At 38.8% G+C, this 20829-nt stretch carries 19 protein-coding genes; 6 read left to right on the top strand and 13 right to left on the bottom strand.

What is annotated here, in order from left to right:
* Positions 1 to 40 precede the first annotated feature (40 nt).
* Together lsrK and ASU02_RS00585 are read left to right on the top strand one after the other, a co-directional pair.
* Positions 41 to 1609 (top strand): autoinducer-2 kinase, encoded by a 1569-nt coding sequence (lsrK, locus tag ASU02_RS00590; RefSeq protein WP_057759866.1) that lies wholly within the window; start codon positions 41 to 43, stop codon positions 1607 to 1609.
* 19 nt (positions 1610 to 1628) lie between these two features.
* On the top strand, positions 1629 to 1982 hold the full coding sequence (locus ASU02_RS00585; RefSeq protein ID WP_057759863.1) for a cupin domain-containing protein: 354 nt from the start codon (positions 1629 to 1631) through the stop codon (positions 1980 to 1982).
* 135 nt (positions 1983 to 2117) lie between these two features.
* Here the strand turns inward: ASU02_RS00585 and ASU02_RS00580 are convergent, their stop codons facing one another.
* The 5 genes from ASU02_RS00580 to ASU02_RS00560 form a co-directional block, all read right to left on the bottom strand.
* The gene (locus tag ASU02_RS00580) at positions 2118 to 2852 is read right to left on the bottom strand and encodes a sulfite exporter TauE/SafE family protein (protein ID WP_057759861.1); all 735 of its coding nucleotides are present in this window, start codon (positions 2850 to 2852) and stop codon (positions 2118 to 2120) included.
* A gap of 443 nt (positions 2853 to 3295) precedes the next feature.
* Complete coding sequence (locus tag ASU02_RS00575) at positions 3296 to 3667, bottom strand: hypothetical protein (RefSeq protein ID WP_057759858.1); 372 nt, start codon at positions 3665 to 3667, stop codon at positions 3296 to 3298.
* Between the two features lie 25 nt (positions 3668 to 3692).
* Positions 3693 to 4208 carry an acyl-CoA thioesterase gene (locus ASU02_RS00570; protein WP_057759856.1) on the bottom strand — a complete coding sequence of 172 codons (516 nt, stop codon included), beginning with the start codon at positions 4206 to 4208 and terminating at the stop codon, positions 3693 to 3695.
* A 220-nt stretch (positions 4209 to 4428) separates the two neighbouring features.
* Complete coding sequence (locus tag ASU02_RS00565; protein ID WP_057759855.1) at positions 4429 to 5325, bottom strand: LysR family transcriptional regulator; 897 nt, start codon at positions 5323 to 5325, stop codon at positions 4429 to 4431.
* Between the two features lie 153 nt (positions 5326 to 5478).
* On the bottom strand, positions 5479 to 7680 hold the full coding sequence (locus tag ASU02_RS00560) for a carbohydrate-binding domain-containing protein (RefSeq protein ID WP_057759852.1): 2202 nt from the start codon (positions 7678 to 7680) through the stop codon (positions 5479 to 5481).
* Between the two features lie 397 nt (positions 7681 to 8077).
* Here ASU02_RS00560 and ASU02_RS00555 point away from each other — a divergent pair, with 397 nt between their 5' ends.
* The 4 genes from ASU02_RS00555 to ASU02_RS00540 all read left to right on the top strand — a co-directional run bounded on the left by ASU02_RS00555 (position 8078) and on the right by ASU02_RS00540 (position 11832).
* Entirely contained in the window at positions 8078 to 8764 is a 687-nt protein-coding gene (locus ASU02_RS00555; protein WP_057759850.1) for a response regulator transcription factor, read from the top strand.
* Positions 8757 to 10055, top strand: coding sequence for a sensor histidine kinase (locus ASU02_RS00550; RefSeq protein ID WP_057759846.1), 1299 nt, complete (start codon positions 8757 to 8759; stop codon positions 10053 to 10055). The genes ASU02_RS00555 and ASU02_RS00550 overlap by 8 nt, the downstream gene beginning before the upstream one ends.
* A 330-nt stretch (positions 10056 to 10385) precedes the next feature.
* Entirely contained in the window at positions 10386 to 11084 is a 699-nt protein-coding gene (locus tag ASU02_RS00545; RefSeq protein ID WP_057759844.1) for a polyphosphate polymerase domain-containing protein, read from the top strand.
* 64 nt (positions 11085 to 11148) lie between these two features.
* Positions 11149 to 11832, top strand: a complete 684-nt coding sequence (locus ASU02_RS00540) for a DUF4956 domain-containing protein (protein WP_057759842.1) — start codon at positions 11149 to 11151, stop codon at positions 11830 to 11832.
* Between the two features lie 32 nt (positions 11833 to 11864).
* Here the strand turns inward: ASU02_RS00540 and ASU02_RS00535 are convergent, their stop codons facing one another.
* From ASU02_RS00535 to ASU02_RS00500, 8 genes are all read right to left on the bottom strand, one after another.
* A complete protein-coding gene (locus ASU02_RS00535; RefSeq protein WP_057760434.1) occupies positions 11865 to 12380 on the bottom strand; it encodes a methylated-DNA--[protein]-cysteine S-methyltransferase in 516 nt (171 codons plus the stop codon).
* 37 nt (positions 12381 to 12417) lie between these two features.
* On the bottom strand, positions 12418 to 13326 hold the full coding sequence (locus tag ASU02_RS00530) for a DNA-3-methyladenine glycosylase family protein (protein ID WP_057759840.1): 909 nt from the start codon (positions 13324 to 13326) through the stop codon (positions 12418 to 12420).
* A gap of 12 nt (positions 13327 to 13338) precedes the next feature.
* On the bottom strand, positions 13339 to 13866 hold the full coding sequence (locus ASU02_RS00525) for a bifunctional transcriptional activator/DNA repair enzyme AdaA (protein WP_082631665.1): 528 nt from the start codon (positions 13864 to 13866) through the stop codon (positions 13339 to 13341).
* Positions 13867 to 14175: 309 nt separating this feature from the next.
* Positions 14176 to 15444 carry a cytosine deaminase gene (locus tag ASU02_RS00520; protein ID WP_057759835.1) on the bottom strand — a complete coding sequence of 423 codons (1269 nt, stop codon included), beginning with the start codon at positions 15442 to 15444 and terminating at the stop codon, positions 14176 to 14178.
* Positions 15434 to 16711: a cytosine permease gene (gene codB, locus ASU02_RS00515; RefSeq protein ID WP_057759832.1), complete on the bottom strand. Its 1278-nt coding sequence runs from the start codon at positions 16709 to 16711 to the stop codon at positions 15434 to 15436. Before codB ends, ASU02_RS00520 begins: the two co-directional genes overlap by 11 nt.
* 335 nt (positions 16712 to 17046) lie before the next feature.
* A complete protein-coding gene (gltP, locus tag ASU02_RS00510; protein WP_057759830.1) occupies positions 17047 to 18342 on the bottom strand; it encodes a glutamate/aspartate:proton symporter GltP in 1296 nt (431 codons plus the stop codon).
* A gap of 143 nt (positions 18343 to 18485) precedes the next feature.
* Entirely contained in the window at positions 18486 to 19376 is an 891-nt protein-coding gene (locus ASU02_RS00505; protein ID WP_057759827.1) for a response regulator, read from the bottom strand.
* Between the two features lie 11 nt (positions 19377 to 19387).
* The gene (locus ASU02_RS00500) at positions 19388 to 20656 is read right to left on the bottom strand and encodes an ATP-binding protein (protein ID WP_057759824.1); all 1269 of its coding nucleotides are present in this window, start codon (positions 20654 to 20656) and stop codon (positions 19388 to 19390) included.
* Positions 20657 to 20829: the final 173 nt, after the last annotated feature.

The raw sequence follows: 20829 nt of genomic DNA, 5'->3' as shown, positions 1-20829 counted from the left end.
CCACCTGCACTTTTATCAAAAAACATATGAAAGGTAGAGAATGATGGATAAATACCTAATGGCTATTGATGCCGGCACTGGCAGTGTAAGAGTAATCTTATTTAATACTTTGGGGCAGGAATTGGGTGTAGCACAATCTGAATGGACACATAAGGAAGACCCCAGATATCCTGGGTCAATGGATTTCGACATAGTTCAAAACATGAACATCATTACAGATCTTATTAAGGAAATTATTGCAGCGAGCAACATCGATGCGAAAGATATCATCGCCTTATCTACTACGAGCATGAGAGAGGCAATTGTTCTATACGACGAGAATGGAAACGAATTATGGGCATGCGCGAATGTCGATTCACGTTCCAATAATGAGGTTAATAATTTATATCTTATGAGCGACACATTAGAAGAAAATCTTTATAAAGTTTCCGGCCAAACCTTCTCATTAGGGGCAATTCCAAGAATTCTCTGGGTAAAAAACAATCTCCCCGAGACTTATCATCAAATTAAGTATGTATCGATGCTGAATGACTGGATAACGTACCGCTTATCCGGCGTGATTTCAGTAGAACCTTCAAACGGCTGTACAACGGGCCTTTTCGATCTGAAGCAGAGGGTTTGGGACCCCGACATTGCAAACCAAGTAAATCTGAGAATTGATATTTTTCCAGTTGTCCACGAAAGCGGTACAGTAATCGGCCATGTAACCCCAGAAATGTCAACGCTTACAGGATTGAGTACTAATACATTAGTTGTTGCTGGTGGCGGAGATGCCCAACTCGGGTGTATCGGTGCAGGTGTAATTAATGAGGGAGATGCTGCCGTATTTGGCGGCAGCTTCTGGCAATATGAATACACAACCAGCCATGTTCAAATGGATGAAGAATGCCGGGTCAGAATTAACTGCCATGCAGTTCCGAATACATGGCAATATGAAGCCATCTCTTTCTTCCCTGGCTTAGTGATGAGATGGTTTCGGGATGGCTTCTGTGATCTCGAAAAACATATCCAAAGTCAAACAGGTGAAAGCATTTATTCCCAAATGGAAAAACGCGCTCGAAATATCCCCGTCGGCAGCTATGGTATGCTTTGTACATTTTCTGACATCATGAACTATAAAGCTTGGAAACATGCAGCGCCAAGCTTTATCAACTTTAAACTAGACTCCAATAAATTTAACAAAGCAAGCTTCTACAGAGCTATTATGGAAAACGCTGCTTTCGTTACAAAAGGAAATATTGAGCTAGTCAATAGCATTACAAATACTGCCCCAGAAAATATTGTCTTTGCTGGCGGCGCATCAAAAAGCGAGCTCTGGTGTCAGATCGTTTGCGACGTCCTAAACATTCCACTAAAAATTCCAGTCATAAGAGAATCCACCGCTCTAGGTGCTGCCATCTGTGCGGGAGTCGGTGCAAAAGTCTATGAAAATTTCAATGACGCCTTTTCAAAAATAATTACATTTGAAAAAATTTATCACCCAGATCCCAAGAACAATCAAGTATATGAAGAGCTATTTTTGAAATGGAAGGAAGTTTACAAAAAACAACTCGAATTAGCAGACAGCAGGCTTACAGACAATATGTGGATTGCCCCTGGATTAAAATAATAGATACGGAGTGAATCTCATGACAATTGTGAACGAGAAAGATAGAGAATATCGATTTGGAGACAGCGGTCCTAAATATTTATTACGTGGCCCTCGTATGAACTTCGGCGTCGTCGTCTTAAAGCCCGGCCAAGATTTCCCTGCGCATTATCACAATATTATGGAGGAAAACTTCTTTATTCTTGAAGGAGAACTCGAAATCCACATCGAAAACGAAATATTCCATTGTAAAAAAGGCGATCTTATCCACGTAGAACCAAAAAAAGTCCATTACCTCATAAACAAAGGAACAACAGACTTCAAAGCGGCATTTATGCTTTCTCCCTTCCAGGAGAAAGATAAGGTCGAAGTAAATTATCGGCCATACAGTTGACTTTTATAGTTACTATTAATTCATCCGTTTAATTAGGATAGAAAATGTTAATCTTGATTTCCTGTATTCATAAAATAGAAAGAGCATCTGCTGTTTTTAAACTAACTGCAGACTCTTTCTATTCCCCCTCTTCCATTAAAGAACATTATTTACAACTATCTGTACGATTAGAGCAATGGTGACTATTCGCAAAATGGGTTTAACAAACTTTGGTTTTAGCTTTTTGGCTATGCGTACACCAATTTGTGCACCTGCTACAGAGCCAAAAAGCAGTGCGCATGTGAATGACCAAATAATCTTATCAGCTGCAATATAAGTAATCGCTGCGCCAAAACAGCTTGAAAAGGTAGCAAGACGCACTAAACCAACTGCCCGGATATAAGAAATTTGTAAATACCCAAATAAATAAAGCATCAATGTTCCTTGACCAGGACCAAAAAGACCATCGTACATACCAATTCCATAAAGACCTGGAATACTAAATTTATTCATTTTCAATGAGGCATCTCCAGCGAAATCCTTTTTTCCGATAAATGAAGTGATAAAAGCACATACAAGTAAGATAATCGCCACAATGTACATATGATCTTCTGAAATTCTTGATGCAATAAACCCGCCGCTAATTCCTCCGCCAACACTTACCGGGATGATCCATATTGACTCTTTCAGTGAAATATCCCCATTTTTATATAGATGGAAAAAGCTCGAAAAGGAACTAACCGTATTCGACACTTTGTTGGCACCAATGGCAGAGTGGACAGGGATTCCCATAAGCAGCATGGCCGGCAGACTGATTAGACCCCCTCCCCCCGCAAGTGTTCCAACTGTTGTTGCACATATACCGATAAAGAAAATAAGCAAAAATTCCATATTTACGCCCCCTTATCCAAAGTATATTCCTATAAGTGACATAAATAAATTTAATAGTATTGATTAAAATCAATAAGAAAAACTTATTAACAAAAAATAGGCAAACAGTTAAAAAGCAGCGCCCCTATTTTTTCAACTAATAAAGAGGCACTCATATAGGAGCAAGGAAGGGTAATAAATCGACCGCTCAAATCATTTTCAGGCAGATCAATAAAACGGTTTTGCTATCATTCTAAAATCGACTGGTTGAGAACTCAATGCTAGTTGGTTTTGAATTAACGCTAGAGGCTATAGGAAATAACAAACTAAATCAAAATTCCCCTGTTGCCCAGCCCCAGTTAAATTCGGCTTCTTTCAATCGAATACAAAAAAGCTGTCATTACTCAGGATTATGCCCATGTAATGACAGCCTTTTAACAAATTAATTCCTATATCTAAAACCTTTACCGAATATAAGTTGGTCCTACTAATGTGTTCGGATCCGTTCCCATTGCCAGCTTGCAAATGTTTGCATAGCTGATTTGTTTATAGTTTGCTAGCAGATGCTTCAAGTCGTGAAACTTACTGTCTGCCTTTAGTTCTTTTATTTCTCTCTGGTAGACAGACAGTACATACTCATCTTGTGATGCCGGACGGAAGCTGCTTGGATCTTCCTCTGTAATGAGGCAGCCCATATATTGAAATCCAAACTGTAATTGATGTGTTAAACGGATCGAATTCATAAATTTTTGAAATAGTGCAGGCTGTGCCGATTTTAATGTTTCGATCGCCCCTTTTGCACTTTGCAGTTCATTAATGCTTGATGCGATCAGCATATAAATCTCTCCTTATAAGAAACTCTTAATCCCAAGGCTTTTGTAAAGAAAGCTTTGAAATAAGTTCAATGTTTTGCTGTCTTTTCAATTTGCTTATTTTTGCCCGCTCTTTTCCAGTTTCAAAAAGATATCTTTCTTCTTCTGATTCCGGAATGACTTTCGCCACTTCCACAGGCTTTTTGTTTTCATCCAAAGCAACGAAGGTAAGGAAGGCAGTGGCTGCCAATCTGCGATTTCCTGTATCCAAATCCTCAGCAATCACTTTACAGAAGATTTCCATTGAGCTTTTTCCAGTATGAGTAACAAACGACTCTATACAAACGGAATCACTTTGCCGAATCGGTTCAATAAAGTTAACCGAATCTGTTGATGCTGTTACACATTCTTTCACCCTTGAGTGTCTTCGGGCTGAAAGAGTCGCACATGCATCCATCTTTTTCATAAGGACGCCGCCGAATAATGTATGATAATTATTTAAATCATTAATTAATACCTGATCTGTTTGAACGACACGAGTATCTTTTATTTTTTTTGGCTCCATATTTCCATCTCCTTGTCTATCCTTGCATATTTGAAGAATGAGCCTTTTTTACAATCATTTTTATCACAGAGACCATTATAGTACCCATGTTCGATCGAAGTACAATGCCAATCATACATACCTATCATAAGAAAATGTTATGGAAGCGCATGCATTTCATCAAAAAAAATAGGCCTCCTCCGTCATTCGAGAAGACCCATTTCTAATAACCATTCTCTTTTCACATCCCGTTCTGGATGTGGGATAATTTATCCCTTGCAAAACTTATAAATTCCTTATTCATTTGGGATAAATATTCATCGCTTTTCCAAATGATAGCAAGGTTCCATTCAATCACAGGATTCGTTACCGCGATGGTTTGGACGTCTGCTGTCAGTTCCTCGCTGGTGCTTTCTGGCAAAAGTGTAATCCCTAAATTAGAGGCGACCAACTCTTCGATAAAATCCAGCTGCGAGGTTTCCGAAATAATTCTCGGCTGGAAATTTTCCTCCTTGCACGCCTTAAGGATTAGATTTCTCAGTTCAAAATCTTGATTAAACATAATAAACGCTTCGTCCTTTAATTCATGCAAGGCTACTTCCCGTTTCTCAGCTAAATGATGAGATGAAGGGACAACAAGTGTCAGCTTTTCATTAACAAATGTGTAATCATCTAGCCGATCGTTTTTATCAGACAAAACAACCACACCGAAATCCAATTTGCCATTCATAATTTTTTCTTCAATCCGCTTGGAACCATCCTCTTCCAGCTGGAATGTAACCTCAGGATATTCTTGGTGGAAGCTTGCAATTAGCTTAGAAAAGAAGAAGGAGTTAACAATCGTTGGCAATCCGATGCGAATATGGCCTTTTCTCATTGCAATCATGCTTGCAAGCTCCGTTTCCAGCAGCTGCAGCTGCTTCTCGATTACTTGTGCATGCTTATATAGGACATTTCCGGCATCCGTTAATATCAGCCTTTTCCGGGATCGAATAAAAAGCGGGGCACCCACATCAGCCTCTAATGATTTAATGATTCTGCTTAGGGCGGGCTGAGTAATGTACAGGTTTTCCGCTGCGTTCGTAAAGCTGCATGTACGAGTAACCTCCATAAAATACCGCAAATGCTTGATGTCCATTGATGCTCCCGCCTTCCATTCATGTAAACACTTAATAAGTTTTCAATCTCACTATTTTAACATAATGGCGGATGAAAGAATCTTGTTATTAAACAAAATGATCCGCTGGAAAAAGTTTCATCTTAGGGACGCTGGGACAAGCTTTATGTCCCACTATTGTCTTCCACCTGGTCCAGGGAATTCTACTCCAAGTTCTTGCAGCTGTGTCTGTGCCTCTTCTCGAGTAAGAGTGCCTGCTCTTTCTTGTTCCATAATAGCTTGCACCTTTTCTCTTGTCTCCTCATCTAGATCACCGAACATACCGCCTGAATTCCCCATTTCAGGCCGCTTTTGACCACCTGCATTTCCTCCTGGTCCTCCTTGACCGCCCGGATGAGCACTTCTGCCTGCTGTAATTCCTGATTCATTTAACCATGTGACTGAATTAGAAATGGTAAACTCCACCACCTTTGTTCCGTCTTGGTATTTACCCGTTTTAAACAGGCCATCTTGTTCACTCTCTTTTGAAGAGCCACCTGAATATAAAACATAAGATGCATCCTTCGATAATTCTGGTGAACTGATAAAGACAGATTGATAGTCTTTTTTCGGAGTAAAGGTTGTAATTGTAGTTCCCTCGCTGTCCTCAAGATGAACGATTGTTCCTGCTTTCTGTGTGTCAGGATAAGTCATCAATAAGGAATTTTGTGCGGATTGTTCAGATGCCGCTTGAACCATTCCAGAACTTCCAGCAGCAATTAGAAAACCTCCGCTCATATCAAAGCTTCCATCATAATCAAGTGGACCATTGCCATCAGATGTTGGACCATTTACAATGACCGTTCCACCGGTCATTTCAATCGATCCATTCGAATCTAATCCATCTCCATCTGCGTTGACAGTGATATAGCCGCCATTGATAGTGAGCATCTTTTCTTCCGAACTAGCTTGTTCATTATTTTCCTGAGCGGCAGTATTCAGCTGTCCACTATTGGCCCCAGAGCTTTCTTGCCCATTGCTTTCAGCATCCATTGGCATGCGGAATCCAGAGCCATCATTTCCTCCCCCAACATTAACTCCATCATCACTAGAAACGATATGAACTTCACCGTCTGAAATGATTATTTCTTTACTCTCGATCCCTTCATAGCTTTTTGTTACATTGATTTTCCCGCCTTTTATACGGAGTGAAGTATCTGCGTGAACCCCGTCATCTCCCGTAGCAATTGTTAGCTCACCGCCTGCAATTGTAACATCACGATTGCTGTGAACCGCATCATCAGAAGAATCGATGGCAAAAGTCCCTCCACCTACAGCCAATTCTGCTGCAGCTTTTAGCCCTTTCGCACTTGTTGATTCTGTGACCTCCGTGTTCTCTTGATTTGCTTCTCCGTTCGAATTCGGATTTAGATCAAGGTTCTCTTTAGGCTTTAAGTTTGGATCTGTCTCTGGATTTGCATTATTTCCCCAGGGCCCGGGTGCATTTTCGCGATTGCTTACCGTTTCTGGGCTCCCGCCTCCTGCAGTAACTTTATAAGAACCATCCGTAATCCATAAAGAAGAAATAGCATGTATCCCATCACTCCCAGCAGCAATGTCATAGTTACCTCCTTCTAAAGCAATGTTCCCTTTGGATGAATCCTTGTCGTTCGTTGACTTAATGCCATCCCCGCCCGCTTCAACCGTGATGTCTCCACCTTTAATCGCTACTAAATCCCTGCCCATTAATCCGTCATCTGCCGAATGAACCTCTATGGCCCCTCCTGTTATTTTTAGGTCATCTTTACTTGAAATTCCGTTATTATAATTGGCATGAACAATCAGCTTACCAGAACCATTTATCGTTAAATCATCTTTGCTGAAAATTGCTGCATTCGGTTCACCTGAAGAAGAATCATCAAAATGATAGTTTTCGCCATCTGAAATACGATTTGATGTGCCTTCTTGAAGGGAGATAATTGTTTTTTCAGCATTTACGATATTAATCGCTGCATTTTCAGTATTATTTATTTCCACTCCATTTAAAACAAGCCGAACAGTATTTTTATCCTCGGAATCAATGGCTATTTGACCATCGTCCCACTTTCCGCTTAGAACGTACACACCGCCTGTTTTGATCGTTAAGGTTTTATCTTTCACAATGATCGCTGCAGATTGATCAAATTCTGCCTCGGTTCCATTTAATTCAATGTAAGTAGGGGTTTCATTCTTCCAGTCCGTATAATCATCTTCTTTTTTATAGCTCACAGCACTGGCAATCTGATCCATAATTTCTTTATTGCTGCCTTTGTCAGTTGTATCCGCACCCTTACTGCAAGCAAACAATAAACTTGTAGATAGAAGCGCTGCCGCTATTTTTAGGTATCTATTCTTCATAATCGTCTCCTATTCTTTATCAAAATTCACCCTTCTGATCACATTATTAAGGACAAACCTTAATCCAACCTTAAACATTCTAAAAGATTGTTATTTTAAAATAAGTTTACTGTTTACTAAAAAAACTAGTTGATTGGAGCGTAAGGTGGCGAGACTCCTGCGGGAAGTGTGGGACAGGTGAGACCCCGCAGGAGCGTTAGCGACGAGGAGGCTCACCGCCCACCCCGTGGAAAGCGAGCCAACTGGAGCGCAAATCAACCTTTACCCATTACATGCTAAGACCAACAAAGTTTACAAATATAGTTTTCTTAAAAGAAAATAAAAAGATTTTGCATTTGATTGGATTCAGCCTATAATCTAAGCATTAATAGAAAGCAAAAAAGAAAAGAGGATCATCATGAAGTTATTAATTATTGAAGATGATACATATCTCTCTGAAACAATACGTGAAACGATCGGGGATGTTTTTGAAACCGAGCAGGCTTTTGATGGGGAAGAAGGACTATTCCTTGCGGAGCAAAACATATTTGATTGTATTATTTTGGATATCATGCTTCCACATATGAATGGCTATGAGGTATTAAAGCAATTGAGAAAAAACAATATCACCACACCTGTCATTATGCTAACAGCTAAGGATGGGATCGATGATAAAATTCAAGGCTTTAAAGTAGGAGCGGATGATTATATCGTAAAGCCTTTCCACCGCGAAGAACTTTTGCTGCGCTTAGAGGCAATCATTCGAAGAGCCGGAGGGAAATTTGAAGAAAATACGATTTCCTTTAAAGAATTAAAACTAAACTTAAAAAATAAAACCGCTTCGATTGGAGAAGAAATAGTCAATCTTAACGGGAAGCAATTCGACTTGCTCGAATATCTCATTAACAATAAAAATTCCATTGTAACAAAAGAACAAATCTTTGACCGAATATGGGGTTTCGAATCGGACACGTCTACAACCGTTGTTGAGGTATACGCAAGTAAGTTAAGAAAAAACTTAAAAACATTTGGCTATGATCAATATATTAAGACTTTCCGCGGTCTCGGATATATGATAGCTGAAAATGGTGAAGGAAATGTTTAAAAAAGCGCTATTTCGTAAGCAGCAATTGAAATTTATGTTTTTTAATCTAATTGCTTTTACAGTTATTTTTACAATCTTTGGCATCATTATTATCGGACAGGTGCAGCGGACATTATTTTCTAAATCTGATGAAGAGCTATTATCGTTTAAAGAAATGATGACTGAACATCCTTCAAGAGGATTCGAGTCACCACTTCCAGACGACAAGATGGATCGTCTGCCTCCCCGTGAAGAAAGGCAGAGGGAACATCCGAATCCTCGCATCATTGTACTTAAATGGAATAAGAATGGAGAAATTATCAATCAAAATGAGATAGGTTCGTCATTTTACGAGAGTTTTATAAAGGGTGCCCAATTAGATAAAACAAATTTAAACATAATTACGAACACTACGATTAACAATCTATATCATTTTAGGTATCTGTTATTTGAAACTGCTGATTCAGAAGGGGAAATAATATATACACAGCTATTAATTAATACTGATGCAGAACAAACCATTATTGATAACTTTGAGCGGCTTATTATTGTTTGTTCGATTATTTTTATTATCCTTTCTATTTCGGCAAGCTATATTCTATCAAGGAAAATGATGAAGCCCATTATTCATTCTTGGAATAAGCAGGCCGAGTTCGTTGAAAATGCCTCACATGAACTTAGAACACCTTTAACAATTATTCAGAATAAATTAGAGTTGCTGCTAACCGAACCGCACGAAAAAATAATGAACAAATTCGAAAATATTGCACTAAGCTTATCCGAAACAAGACGATTATCTAAGCTCACCTCAGACTTATTAACCCTAGCAAGAGCTGATTCAGCGGAGACGCAGCTTACAAAACAGATACTCGATGTAGATAGCTTTATTCAGAAGGTTTGTGCCCCTTATATCGAAATCGCGGAGTCACAAGATAAGCATTTTTGGCTTAATTTAAACTGTAAAGTAAGTATCGAGGCTGATGAAGTCCGCCTTCACCAGCTGCTGGTCATTCTGCTTGATAATGCGTTAAAATACACCAGCGATGATGACAGTATCGGAGTTAAAACATATGCGGAAGATCATAAAGTTGTTTTGGAGGTCAGTGATACAGGAATAGGAATTAAGGAAGAAAATATGAAATATATATTTGACCGCTTTTACAGAGAGGATAAGGCCCGCTCAAGGGAAACAGGAGGAATGGGATTAGGACTTTCCATTGCACAGTGGATTGCAGCTAAACATAATGGAACGATCACTGTATTTCAAAATAATCACAAAGGAACAACCTTCAAAGTGAAGTTGCCAAAGTAGAAGATCACAGACCGTGATTTTCTTTTTTAATTTTGTCTCTATTTTTAAATATTGTTGTTTTTGGAATAAATTTAGTAAGTAAAAATCGCAGACAAATAAGATTAGTTGATTGGAGCGGAAGGCCGAGACTCCTGCGGGAAGTGTGGGACAGGTGAGACCCCGCGGAAAGCGAGCAACCTGGAGCGTAAATCAACTTTCTGCGAATTCGTGTTAATACAACACTGTTTTCGAAAGACAACCTTTATTTTTTAAAATTCTTTAAGGTTTGTTTAAGGTTTGTCCTTAATAATGTGAATCACAGCGCTAATCGTACCGAAGGAGAATGAGAACATGAAGGCAATGACCTTAAATGGTGTGCAGGGCCGCAATGAATTGAAGCATGAAATAACGAAAATGGACTGCTTCCTTCTTAGAAGCAGGCTAAAGCATTACATGGAAGTCGATCCCCATGCAAGTAACGACGGGAAATATATTATTCGAAGTGTTTACTTCGATAACTTCGACAATAAAGTGCTTACCCAGAAAAAGGAAGGGCATTATGAGCGCGATAAATTTCGGGTTCGGCTCTATGACTATAATCCAGATTATCTTACGCTTGAAAAAAAGAGCAAGCGCAATAATCTAACATACAAACAAAAATGCCGCATCCATGCAGAAGAATTTGATCGCATCAGACTTGGTGACATCTTATGGATGGAAAATGATGAGAGAGCCCTCATACAAGAATTGTTCGTACAAATGAAATTGCTGCAATTAAAGCCGATAACCGTTGTTGATTACGAAAGAGAAGTATTTATTTACCGCTATGGAAATGTGAGAGTAACCTTCGATAGCTCCATCAAAACAAGCTTTCGAAACAATGATGTTCTTAATCCTGATATTGCCATGGTTGAAACTAATCCCAACATCGTCATCCTCGAAGTAAAATTTGATGAATATCTTCCCGACATCATCAAAAAATTACTCCAACTTGGCGACAGAAGAAAAGGAACGTACTCAAAATACCAAATCAGCAGAATGTATGGATAATAGCTGGAACGGGGACAGGCCCATTATCCCACTTATAAAACAGAAATAATTGGAGGAAAAAGGAATGGAAAGTATAAATTTTAGCGATATTTTTAAATCTAGCTTTTTAGAAAAAACAAGCAGCTTTTCGATCATTGATTCACTAATTGGCTTAATCGTAGCATTTGGAATAGGATTATTCATTTATTGGGTTTATAAAAAAACCTTCTCTGGTGTCATATATTCACACACCTTTAATATCTCATTAATCGTTATGGCCATGGCCACTGCATTAATTATTATGGGGATTTCATCCAATATCTTATTATCACTTGGTATGGTCGGTGCTTTGTCCATCGTCCGGTTTAGAACACCGATTAAAGATCCAATGGACATTGTTTACATTTTCTGGGCGATTGTATCAGGTATTTTATGCGGGGCTGGTCTTATCCCCCTTGTTATTATTGGTTCGATTCTGATTGGGTTTGTTTTACTTTTCTTTATTAACCGGATTAAAATTGAAAACCCCTATTTATTAGTTGTTCGCTATAGTGACCGTTCGATTGAAACTCCTTTAGAACATGTAATAGCTGAGCATTCTATGAAGCACTCAATTAAATCAAAATCAGTTATGCCTGGAGACGACCATGAAATCACTTATGAAATTCGTATAAAAGAAAATAACACAAGTTTTATCAATAATATTTCCGGCATGAAGGGTGTTAAATCAGCCATCATGTTGAGCTACGACGGCAATTTCACAGCATAAGGGACAGAGGGACTGCCCCTCTGTCCTGCCACTTACTCTTTCTTAAAGGTGTTTTCATGCTGAAGAAGCCATTCTTTTCTCCATAACCCGCCTGCATAGCCGGTTAATTTTCCATTAGAGCCTATAATGCGATGGCAGGGTATGACAATACTCAATTTGTTTCTTCCATTCGCACTTCCGACTGCTCTGATCGCTTTTTCATTCCCGATAGCAACGGCTATATCTTTATAAGAGCCTGTTTTCCCATAGGATATCGTCGTTAATGCATTCCACACATCTTTTTGGAAGGCAGTTCCCTCAAATATATAAGGAAAAGTAAATTCATGGCGCTTTCCTTTAAAATACTCATCAAGCTGCTCATAGCAATCCATCAATACGTTAGGTGTATCCTCCCTTTGAACATTCACTGCCGCATCCTCATCATTGAATAGAATAGAATAGACCGCTTCATCACTGCCTGCTATTTCAAGCACCCCAACTGGAGACTCGTAGTCTAATGTATATAAAGCGGGACGAGGGGAGAGGTTCCTTGTCCCTGCTGATTTCATTGGAACATTTACGCTGTCCCTCTGTGCGGTTTGCTGATTATTCATATAAAGACCTCCAAAGATAAAATGTTGCGTAGGCTTGCCAGTCTTGCCAATTTGCTGCTATATGATTGATTTCTTCTAATGTCGGCTTTCGTTCAAGCCCCATTTGCTGCTTTAGTGCATTATGCAAACCGACATCTGCAATTGGGAAGGCACAATTGTAATGTAAGCATTTCATCAGCACATAGTCTGCTGTCCATGCGCCAACACCTCGAATGGCCATTAATGCTTGTTTCGCCTGCTGATAATCATTTTTCTGCTGCAAGCTTCCCTTTGTTATTTTCCCGTCTGACATCACCTTGGCAACGCCAATGATATATTCAGCCTTCCTATTAGTAAATTGGAGTTTCTTCAAATCCTCTATATCTATTGATGCAATTCTTTCATATGATGGAAACAGCCAAAATTTCCTTCCCTCAAAAGCAAGACACTCTCCAAAGTGTTCTACAAAACGTTTCTTTAAAGTATAAGCAAAGGTTAAATTAATCTGCTGACCGATGATTGCCCATATTAGGGCCTCAAACAAATCAGGCATACACACCATTCGCAGCCCATTATATTTATAGACAAGCCGCTTCATAATATCACACCTGCATGCAGCTTCATAAAATGATGGCAAATCCTGTCCCATATCAAACCATTCCCATACATATGCAGCAGCCGATTTACGGGCACTCTCAGATGGCGTACTTAACGGGAATTCAACTTGTATTGAATGTGGAGTATAGCTAATTTTTAATAACATGAACTCTTTCTCTACTTTAATAAACTTATATATAACCCCATCAACTATTTGATGCAATATCTCTAGGTCTGACCTGTTTAGAAACACTAAACATTCTTCGTAGCTAAATGCTTGTGGCAATTTTATTTCCAAATATGATTCGTGATCCATCCAATTCATCATTTCATTCCCCTATCTAACAAGGTTTCTAAATTCACTGGGAGAACAGTTTTTTAACCGCCGAAAGACTCGGTAGAAATTAGATGGGCTTTGGAAGCCTACCTCATAGCAGATCTCTAGATTCGTTCGATCTGTGCTTGTTAGAAGGTATGCGGCCTTATCCACACGAATTTTTTCTAAATAGGTTCTTGGAGTTTCATCTGTTTCTTGTTTAAAAACCCGTTCAAGATAATAAGGACTTATCCCTGCATGATCAGCAATATCCTGTAATACAAGCTGTTGTCTATAATGATTCACTAAAAAGGAAATGATTGTTCGAACCAAACCAATATGAGGAGAGTGCTCTACTTCTGGCTGACATCTTTTACATGCACGAAAACCCGCCTGTTCGACCTCATTGATATCAAAATAAAATGCTACATTTATTTTCTTCGGCTTTCTAGATCTGCAAGAAGGGCGGCAATAAATCTTAGTCGTTTTTACAGCTGTATAAAATAATCCGTCATATTTACGGTCACAAGCTATAATTTTCTCCCACATTTCATCAAATGAAAGACAGATAGTTGTCACTATGGATCTCCTTTCCCTTTCCAGGCAAATATAAATGTTCCCCATGTACATATTGGGGATGCTGATACTTTCTATTTTATCAATGCAGCAGCATTTATTGCATCCTCATTCTTGCTGTTATGGTCCAAAACATATAAAAAAAACCCCCAATTTGGTATTCAGCTGAATCAAGCTATTACCAAATTGCGAGGTTCTATACTTAAGAAAAAAATAATAGGAATTCATTTTCAATAGGTACCGTTCAAAATTATATTGTTCCATCTGGGACAGCCTGTCCTATTATCTATTAAAATTGACGCTTTCTTTTGTTTGGTTGAGTGTTATAGTTGTTTCACTTGGTTTTGTTTCTGCGATCATTTTGCCGTTTCGGAAGGAATATCTTACTGATGCCTGCTTGCGAATGGCTTCATATTCGTTTTCAGCAGATAAAACAATAAAGTTCGCTGGTTTTCCTTCTTCTATTCCATAGACTTCCTCAATTTGAAGTGTTTTCGCACTATTGCTCGTAATTAAATCAATAGAATTTACGATTTGGTCGTAGCCCATCAATTGTGAAGCATGAATCCCCATATGCAATACTTGGAGCATATTCCCTGTTCCAAGCGGATACCATGGATCAAAAATATCATCATGACCGAAGCAAATATTTAATCCTGCCTCTTGAAGTTCCTTGACTCTTGTTAAGCCTCTTCTTTTCGGATACGTATCGAAACGTCCTTGAAGATGAATGTTAACAAGCGGATTTGATACAAAGTTAATAGACGAAAGCTTTAATAGTCGAAACAGCTTGTAAGTGTATGCATCATTATACGAACCCATGGCTGTTGTATGGCTTGCAGTTGTGCGCGTACCTATTCCACGCTCATATGCCTCTTTTGCTACTACTTCGACAAACCGGGATTGCTCATCATCAATTTCATCACAGTGAATATCCACTAATCGATCATATTTTTCCGCAAGGTCAAATGCTTTTTTTAATGATTCCACACCATATTCACGAGTAAATTCAAAATGCGGGATGCCTCCGACTGCATCTGCCCCCATCTTTAAAGACTCTTCTAATAGTTCGACCCCATTCGGATAGGAAAGGATTCCCTCCTGTGGAAAAGCAACCAATTGAATATCTACATAAGGAGCCATTTCCTCTTTCACTTCAAGCATGGCTTTTAAAGCTGTAAGCTTTGGATCTGTTACATCTACATGTGTACGGACATGCTGTATTCCTTGAGCAATTTGCCATTTTAAGGCTGTTTTTGATCTTGTCTTCACATCTTCAAATGTTAATGTTTCTTTTCTTTGTGACCATCTTTGAATCCCCTCAAACAAGGTCCCGCTTTTATTCCATTCCGGCTCACCAGCTGTTAAGGTTGTATCTAAATGGATATGCGGTTCAATAAAAGGAGGAAGAACAAGCGCCCCACCAACATCAATGATTTCATGACCAGAAAGCTCTTCCAAGGTTTGTGTCACCTTGCTTATCTTTCCATCTTGGACAACAATATTCCAGAATCCATCTTTTCCTCTAAGCTTTGCTTGTTTAATAATCATTTATTTCCCCGCCTTTTCTAATATCCAAATGATTAACTGCATCCTCACGCTGTGGAATTGTCTTCATTAGAACAGCGTAAAGAATTGCGGTTCCTACTAGGCCATTAATCGGTGGAATGCCTGGAATAAAGTTCGCAGCTGCAACTCCTCCTACCCACGCAACGATTGCTAGCCAATTGACCGCTTTAAATTTCATTTCATTAAATGGTTTGTACTTTCCACGCTTCAATAAGAAATAGTCGACTAATACGATCGCTCCAATGGATGGCAATGTAGATCCTAGTATAGTCAAAAAGCCAACAAAGTGATTGTATAGCCACATCGCTGTGATTGTTCCAACAGTCCCGTTAAAAACAACGATCTTCCTTTTAGAGATTTTTGTTATATTGGCAAATCCTAAACTTGAAGCATATAAGGCATTTTCATTTGTCGTCCAAATATTTAAACCGAGTACAATAATAGCCGGTATAATTAATCCTTGTAAAAACATCACATCGGATATATCCGATTTATTATAAACAATCGCTCCTACTGCACCAAACAAGAACATGAGTGAATTTCCGAGAAAGAAAGCAATAACTGTTGAAACTACCCCAGAGCGTGCAGTCTTTGCAAACCGGGCAAAATCAGGAGTAAGAGTTCCGCCACTGATAAATGAGCCGATGCAAATAGTTATCGCCGTTGCCAATCCCATTGCTTCAAGCGGCTGATAATCCATTAGGCCTTGAAATCCGCCAGCCGTTTCTGTAGCCTCTAAAACAGAGTAGCTTCCTAAAATGGCGATCGAAGGCACTGCAACAACTCCTAGTATAGCTAGTGCTTTAATTCCATAGATCGCTGTAATCGTCATTAAAATTCCAGAAACAATGATTAAAAAGTAAACATTAAGCCCTGTTGCCTTTTGAACCGGCACTGCAAACATGGCTACTCCTACACCAAACCAGCCGACTTGCGTAATCCCTAACAAAAGAGATGATAGATAAGAACCCTTTTCACCAAAAGCATATTTAGTCAGCAAATGCGTAGATAACCCTGTTTTAGCTGCAATGTAGGCTAATGCCCCAGTGTAAATCCCAAGAATTAAATTACCTGCTAATACGATCAGAATAAAGTTGCTAAATGATAGACCGTTCCCTAATGTCCCGCCAGACCACATGCTTGCTGAGAAGAATGTAAAGCCGAGCATAACAGCGAGGATCTTCCAAAACCCCGTTCGATGTTCCTTTGGTACAGGCTGTAGTGAAAACTCTAAATCTATCTTTTCCATGCATATTCCTCCAATTTTGTGTTGAAATTGGTCCTGAAATAAGCTCGGACAAAACAAAAAGGGGTTTATCGCCATATCTGACAATAAACCCCTTTCGTTCACAATAAACACAGGCTGCCAATATACGCATCCCATGAATAATTGTTAACTTCCGCTGTCCTTGTCAGCCTCTCTGGACTGAATTAAAGGTACCAATATTTAATTGACCTTATTATTGCAGGAAACTAGATTAATGTCAATAACAACATTTTACTATGTTAATAGTAATAAATAGAATCCAGTATCCAAGAAATATAGAAGGGACAAGGTTCCTGTCCCCCCTGTCCCACATCATATTATGCTTGAACCGTTTCCTCTGGCTGATTAATAGATGAGTAGTATTCTACTTTTTTCTTAGAGTCAAATCGGCCTTCCCATTTAGACATGACAACCGTAGCCAATGCATTGCCGATCACGTTTACAACTGTACGTGCCATATCAAGAAGTCTGTCAATTCCCGCAATAAACGCAAGACCTTCTAAAGGTATTCCTACCGTTCCCAGCGTTGCCAGTAAAACAACAAAGGATACTCCTGGCACCCCAGCGATTCCCTTTGACGTCACCATCAATACTAATACTAATGTAATTTGCTGCGTAATACTTAAATCAATATTATACATTTGGGCAATAAATAATGCCGCTAGCGCTTGATATAGTGTAGACCCATCCAGATTAAAGGAATACCCTGTCGGAACAACAAAAGAAACAATATCTTTCGGACAGCCGAATTTCTCCATCTTCTGAATTACTTTAGGCAATACAGTCTCCGAACTAGAAGTTGAATAGGCCAACAGCAGCTCATCCTTCAATACTTTGATCAAATGGAAAATGTTAATGCCGACCAGTTTTGCAATCCCGCCAAGCACGATCACAATAAAGAATGCCATCGTTGCGTAAACAAGAATCATTAATTTCCCTAATGGAAGTAAGGATTCCAGCCCGAATTTTGAAACCGTTACACCAATTAAAGCAAATACACCAAATGGGGCAAACTTCATAATCATGTTTGTCACCCAGAACATGGCCTCTGCCATCCCCTCGAAGAATGCAAGCACTGGTTTCCCCTTTTCACCAATGGCTGCAATCCCTAAACCGAATAACACGGAAAAGAAAATAATTGGCAGCATATCGCCTTCAGACATCGATTTAATCACGTTACTTGGAACGATGTCGACAAGGATATCCAAAACCCCATGGCTTTCACTTTGTACTTCTTCCGTCGTTTCAACATATTGATCAATGTTCCCTTTTGAAAGGGACGACATATCTATCCCATGACCTGGCTGAAAAATATTTGCTGCTAATACACCGACAATAATGGCAATCGTTGTAACAACTTCAAAATAGATCAGTGTTTTCCCGCCAAGCTTCCCTAGCTGTTTGATATCTCCAGTTCCAGCAACACCTAGAATTAAAGTAGAAATAATGATTGGCACAACAATCATCTTGATCATATTGAGGAAAATGGTGCCAATAGGCTGTAAGTACGTTTCTACTGCCGGATTCCCGTAGAAAATGGCTCCAATAACAATCCCCAGTACCAGACCGGTAAGTATTTGATATGCCAAAGAAAATTTAAACTTTTTCTTCATCAAGAAGTCACCCCTTTTATACGAATGAAAACGCTTTCTCTAGCTGAGATAGCTTATTAAAATAATTTTACGGGCGACTTACTCAATCCTACTAAATCCGACATTTATATTTTTTAATAATTTTAAAATGAGCCATTATTTAACTAATTCTGGCTGTATTTTTCCAGTGTTTCTAGATAAAGCACTTGAAGAAATTTTTTGCTATTAATTTTTATCCTTATTGGCTCATCTTTTCCTTCTTGTATAAATATCATTTGTTTTCTTATTTCCTGAAAGTCAAAGTATCTTGGGGCATAATATTCAAACTCATGATTCGTATAATCAATAGCCCCTAATGAAGCTAAATTATTAGTTGCCGCGAGAAGCGTTCTGCGAATTCGCTGTTCCATTGCTTTACTTTCTTTATTTATATCTGAATCAGGACATCCTTGCTTTTTCGCAACCGCCTCATATAAATCTTTCAAAGGGGGCAATTGTGCAACCTTATGTTCCTGAATCATCAAAAATTCAATAATCGCTATAATGTCATCGCTTCCTGCTTCTCCAATGATCCCCATATCATTTAAAGTCGTTAAGACAATTTCCTTTACACTTGACTGCCTTTTTATTTGATTTGCTAACCCGATATTTGCCAAAGACTCCTGAATTGTCAGCAGTGAACCTTTTAGCCGAAATTGTTCAGCTGTCTTCTTTAAGATACTTTGCACTTCCACACGATTGATTGGCTTATGAATAAAAAACTCGATTCCCTTTTCATATGCCTCCCCAACCATTTCTTTGTTTTCAATCTGGGAAATCATAATAAATTGGCCCTGAAACCCTTTCTTCCCCAAAAGCTCAATCGTTTCTATTCCATCTAACTCCGGCATTAGTAAGTCGATTAAAACAACATCCGGGTTAATTGTAAGGATTGTCTGAAGTCCAGATGCACCGCTTTCTGCTTCCCCTATGACAACTCCCAAATCTCCATCTATAATTATATTTTTTAGCATCGTTCTGCTTGCTGGATCATCATCGACAATGAAATAACGCAGGATCGTTCAACTCACTTTCGTATATTTTTAATTGGAATGCGAATTTGAAAAATCGTTCCCTTAGCAGAAGTCTCCACTTGAATTTGTCCTTCTAGCTTTTGAACAATTTCGCTGACATGGGATAGTCCAATCCCTGTTGCAGCAACACCTTCATCATCAAATTTTGTTGTATAACCCGGTTCAAAAATAATGGAAACATCTTCTTCTGCAATTCCTTTGCCTGAATCCTTAATGACAAAACAAATATGCGGCGATTCTTCCCTTATGTCAAAATGAATTTCCCCATTTTCATTTATAGATTCGACCGCATTGGCAGTGAGATTATTTAATAAAGCAAGAAGAGGAATAAGCTGATTTGTTTCAAAATTAACAGATAAATTTATATAAAAGGTGATCTTTTTCTTTAACAATTCACCATACTTTTCATTTGCCACCACAACCAAGTCCAGTACGTCTGCAAGAAAAAGAGTATCACTATTTTCCCTTCCTGTTACTTTCATCAGCCCTGCTAAAATCCTTTGCGAATCCTTTTTCACTTCATGGATTTCTTGAGCAATACGAAGGGCTTTAATACTTAGCTGATGCTGATCATTCTTTTTTAATTTCCGATATAAATCAAAGCTCTCGGCAGTTATTTGCTCAATATGGTTCATTGATTTCTGCAAGTAGAGCACTTCCCCATATAGTTCAGAACCGACCTCAAGCATTTCTTGCATCCTTTTCTTTTGCTCTGAAACGGTAATGGAGCTGTATAATCCTACCACAAAGTAACTGCGGAACAATGCAACACCAAACAATAATACCCAGTCCCTGAAATCATTCGTTTGATGCAGCAATCCGTGCCTCATGATGTATTCTAATATGTTTCCGATCAATTCAAAAAGAGTAGCCCAAGCTCCCAAAATAAGCGGAAAGGTTTTATACCGTTCGATTTTAATTGTATGTAAGCCAAGCGCAAATACTAAATAAAATAATAGCGCTGGCAAATGACTCCATACACTTGCCGAAATAGTGATATCACTAATAAAAAAATCCTCGATCACACGGAAGCCAACAACCGTGATCCCTGTGATACTCCCTGTACGAATAAGAGATATTGGAGACCAAATGAGAATAAGAAGAAAGAAGGTAATGCTGCCAAGACCAAATCGAAAAACCTCACCATCGAAGGGAACTACTTTCACTTCACTTAGAACCGCTGTCAATAAAGCAATAATACCCACTATAAATCCATCCGTTTGATAAAAATGCTTACTTGCATATTTTTTTGAAAAAGACATTGAAATCTCCTGATTGCACTTTTTTATTATTATAGCATCTCTATTTTCTCTTAAATATTCTTTATTAACAAACCTTGACTCTGACCTTAGGAGATCCCTCATCGTTACGTTTGAAAGAAATATTCCATATTAGGAAGGGAAAAACAAAAGAATAGAGAAGTTAATCTTACAAC

This window comes from Cytobacillus praedii (genome assembly GCF_001439605.1).
GTDB lineage: Bacteria > Bacillota > Bacilli > Bacillales > Cytobacillaceae > Cytobacillus > Cytobacillus praedii.
This window is presented reverse-complemented; position numbering and strand designations above follow the sequence as displayed.

Coding starts and splice junctions, on each gene's coding strand:
- lsrK (WP_057759866.1), top strand. CDS start 41: ATGATGGATAAATACCTAATGGCTATTGATGCCGGCACTGGCAGTGTA.
- ASU02_RS00585 (WP_057759863.1), top strand. CDS start 1,629: ATGACAATTGTGAACGAGAAAGATAGAGAATATCGATTTGGAGACAGC.
- ASU02_RS00580 (WP_057759861.1), bottom strand. CDS start 2,852: ATGGAATTTTTGCTTATTTTCTTTATCGGTATATGTGCAACAACAGTT.
- ASU02_RS00575 (WP_057759858.1), bottom strand. CDS start 3,667: ATGCTGATCGCATCAAGCATTAATGAACTGCAAAGTGCAAAAGGGGCG.
- ASU02_RS00570 (WP_057759856.1), bottom strand. CDS start 4,208: ATGGAGCCAAAAAAAATAAAAGATACTCGTGTCGTTCAAACAGATCAG.
- ASU02_RS00565 (WP_057759855.1), bottom strand. CDS start 5,325: ATGGACATCAAGCATTTGCGGTATTTTATGGAGGTTACTCGTACATGC.
- ASU02_RS00560 (WP_057759852.1), bottom strand. CDS start 7,680: ATGAAGAATAGATACCTAAAAATAGCGGCAGCGCTTCTATCTACAAGT.
- ASU02_RS00555 (WP_057759850.1), top strand. CDS start 8,078: ATGAAGTTATTAATTATTGAAGATGATACATATCTCTCTGAAACAATA.
- ASU02_RS00550 (WP_057759846.1), top strand. CDS start 8,757: ATGTTTAAAAAAGCGCTATTTCGTAAGCAGCAATTGAAATTTATGTTT.
- ASU02_RS00545 (WP_057759844.1), top strand. CDS start 10,386: ATGAAGGCAATGACCTTAAATGGTGTGCAGGGCCGCAATGAATTGAAG.
- ASU02_RS00540 (WP_057759842.1), top strand. CDS start 11,149: ATGGAAAGTATAAATTTTAGCGATATTTTTAAATCTAGCTTTTTAGAA.
- ASU02_RS00535 (WP_057760434.1), bottom strand. CDS start 12,380: ATGAAATCAGCAGGGACAAGGAACCTCTCCCCTCGTCCCGCTTTATAT.
- ASU02_RS00530 (WP_057759840.1), bottom strand. CDS start 13,326: ATGAATTGGATGGATCACGAATCATATTTGGAAATAAAATTGCCACAA.
- ASU02_RS00525 (WP_082631665.1), bottom strand. CDS start 13,866: ATGTGGGAGAAAATTATAGCTTGTGACCGTAAATATGACGGATTATTT.
- ASU02_RS00520 (WP_057759835.1), bottom strand. CDS start 15,444: ATGATTATTAAACAAGCAAAGCTTAGAGGAAAAGATGGATTCTGGAAT.
- codB (WP_057759832.1), bottom strand. CDS start 16,711: ATGGAAAAGATAGATTTAGAGTTTTCACTACAGCCTGTACCAAAGGAA.
- gltP (WP_057759830.1), bottom strand. CDS start 18,342: ATGAAGAAAAAGTTTAAATTTTCTTTGGCATATCAAATACTTACCGGT.
- ASU02_RS00500 (WP_057759824.1), bottom strand. CDS start 20,656: ATGTCTTTTTCAAAAAAATATGCAAGTAAGCATTTTTATCAAACGGAT.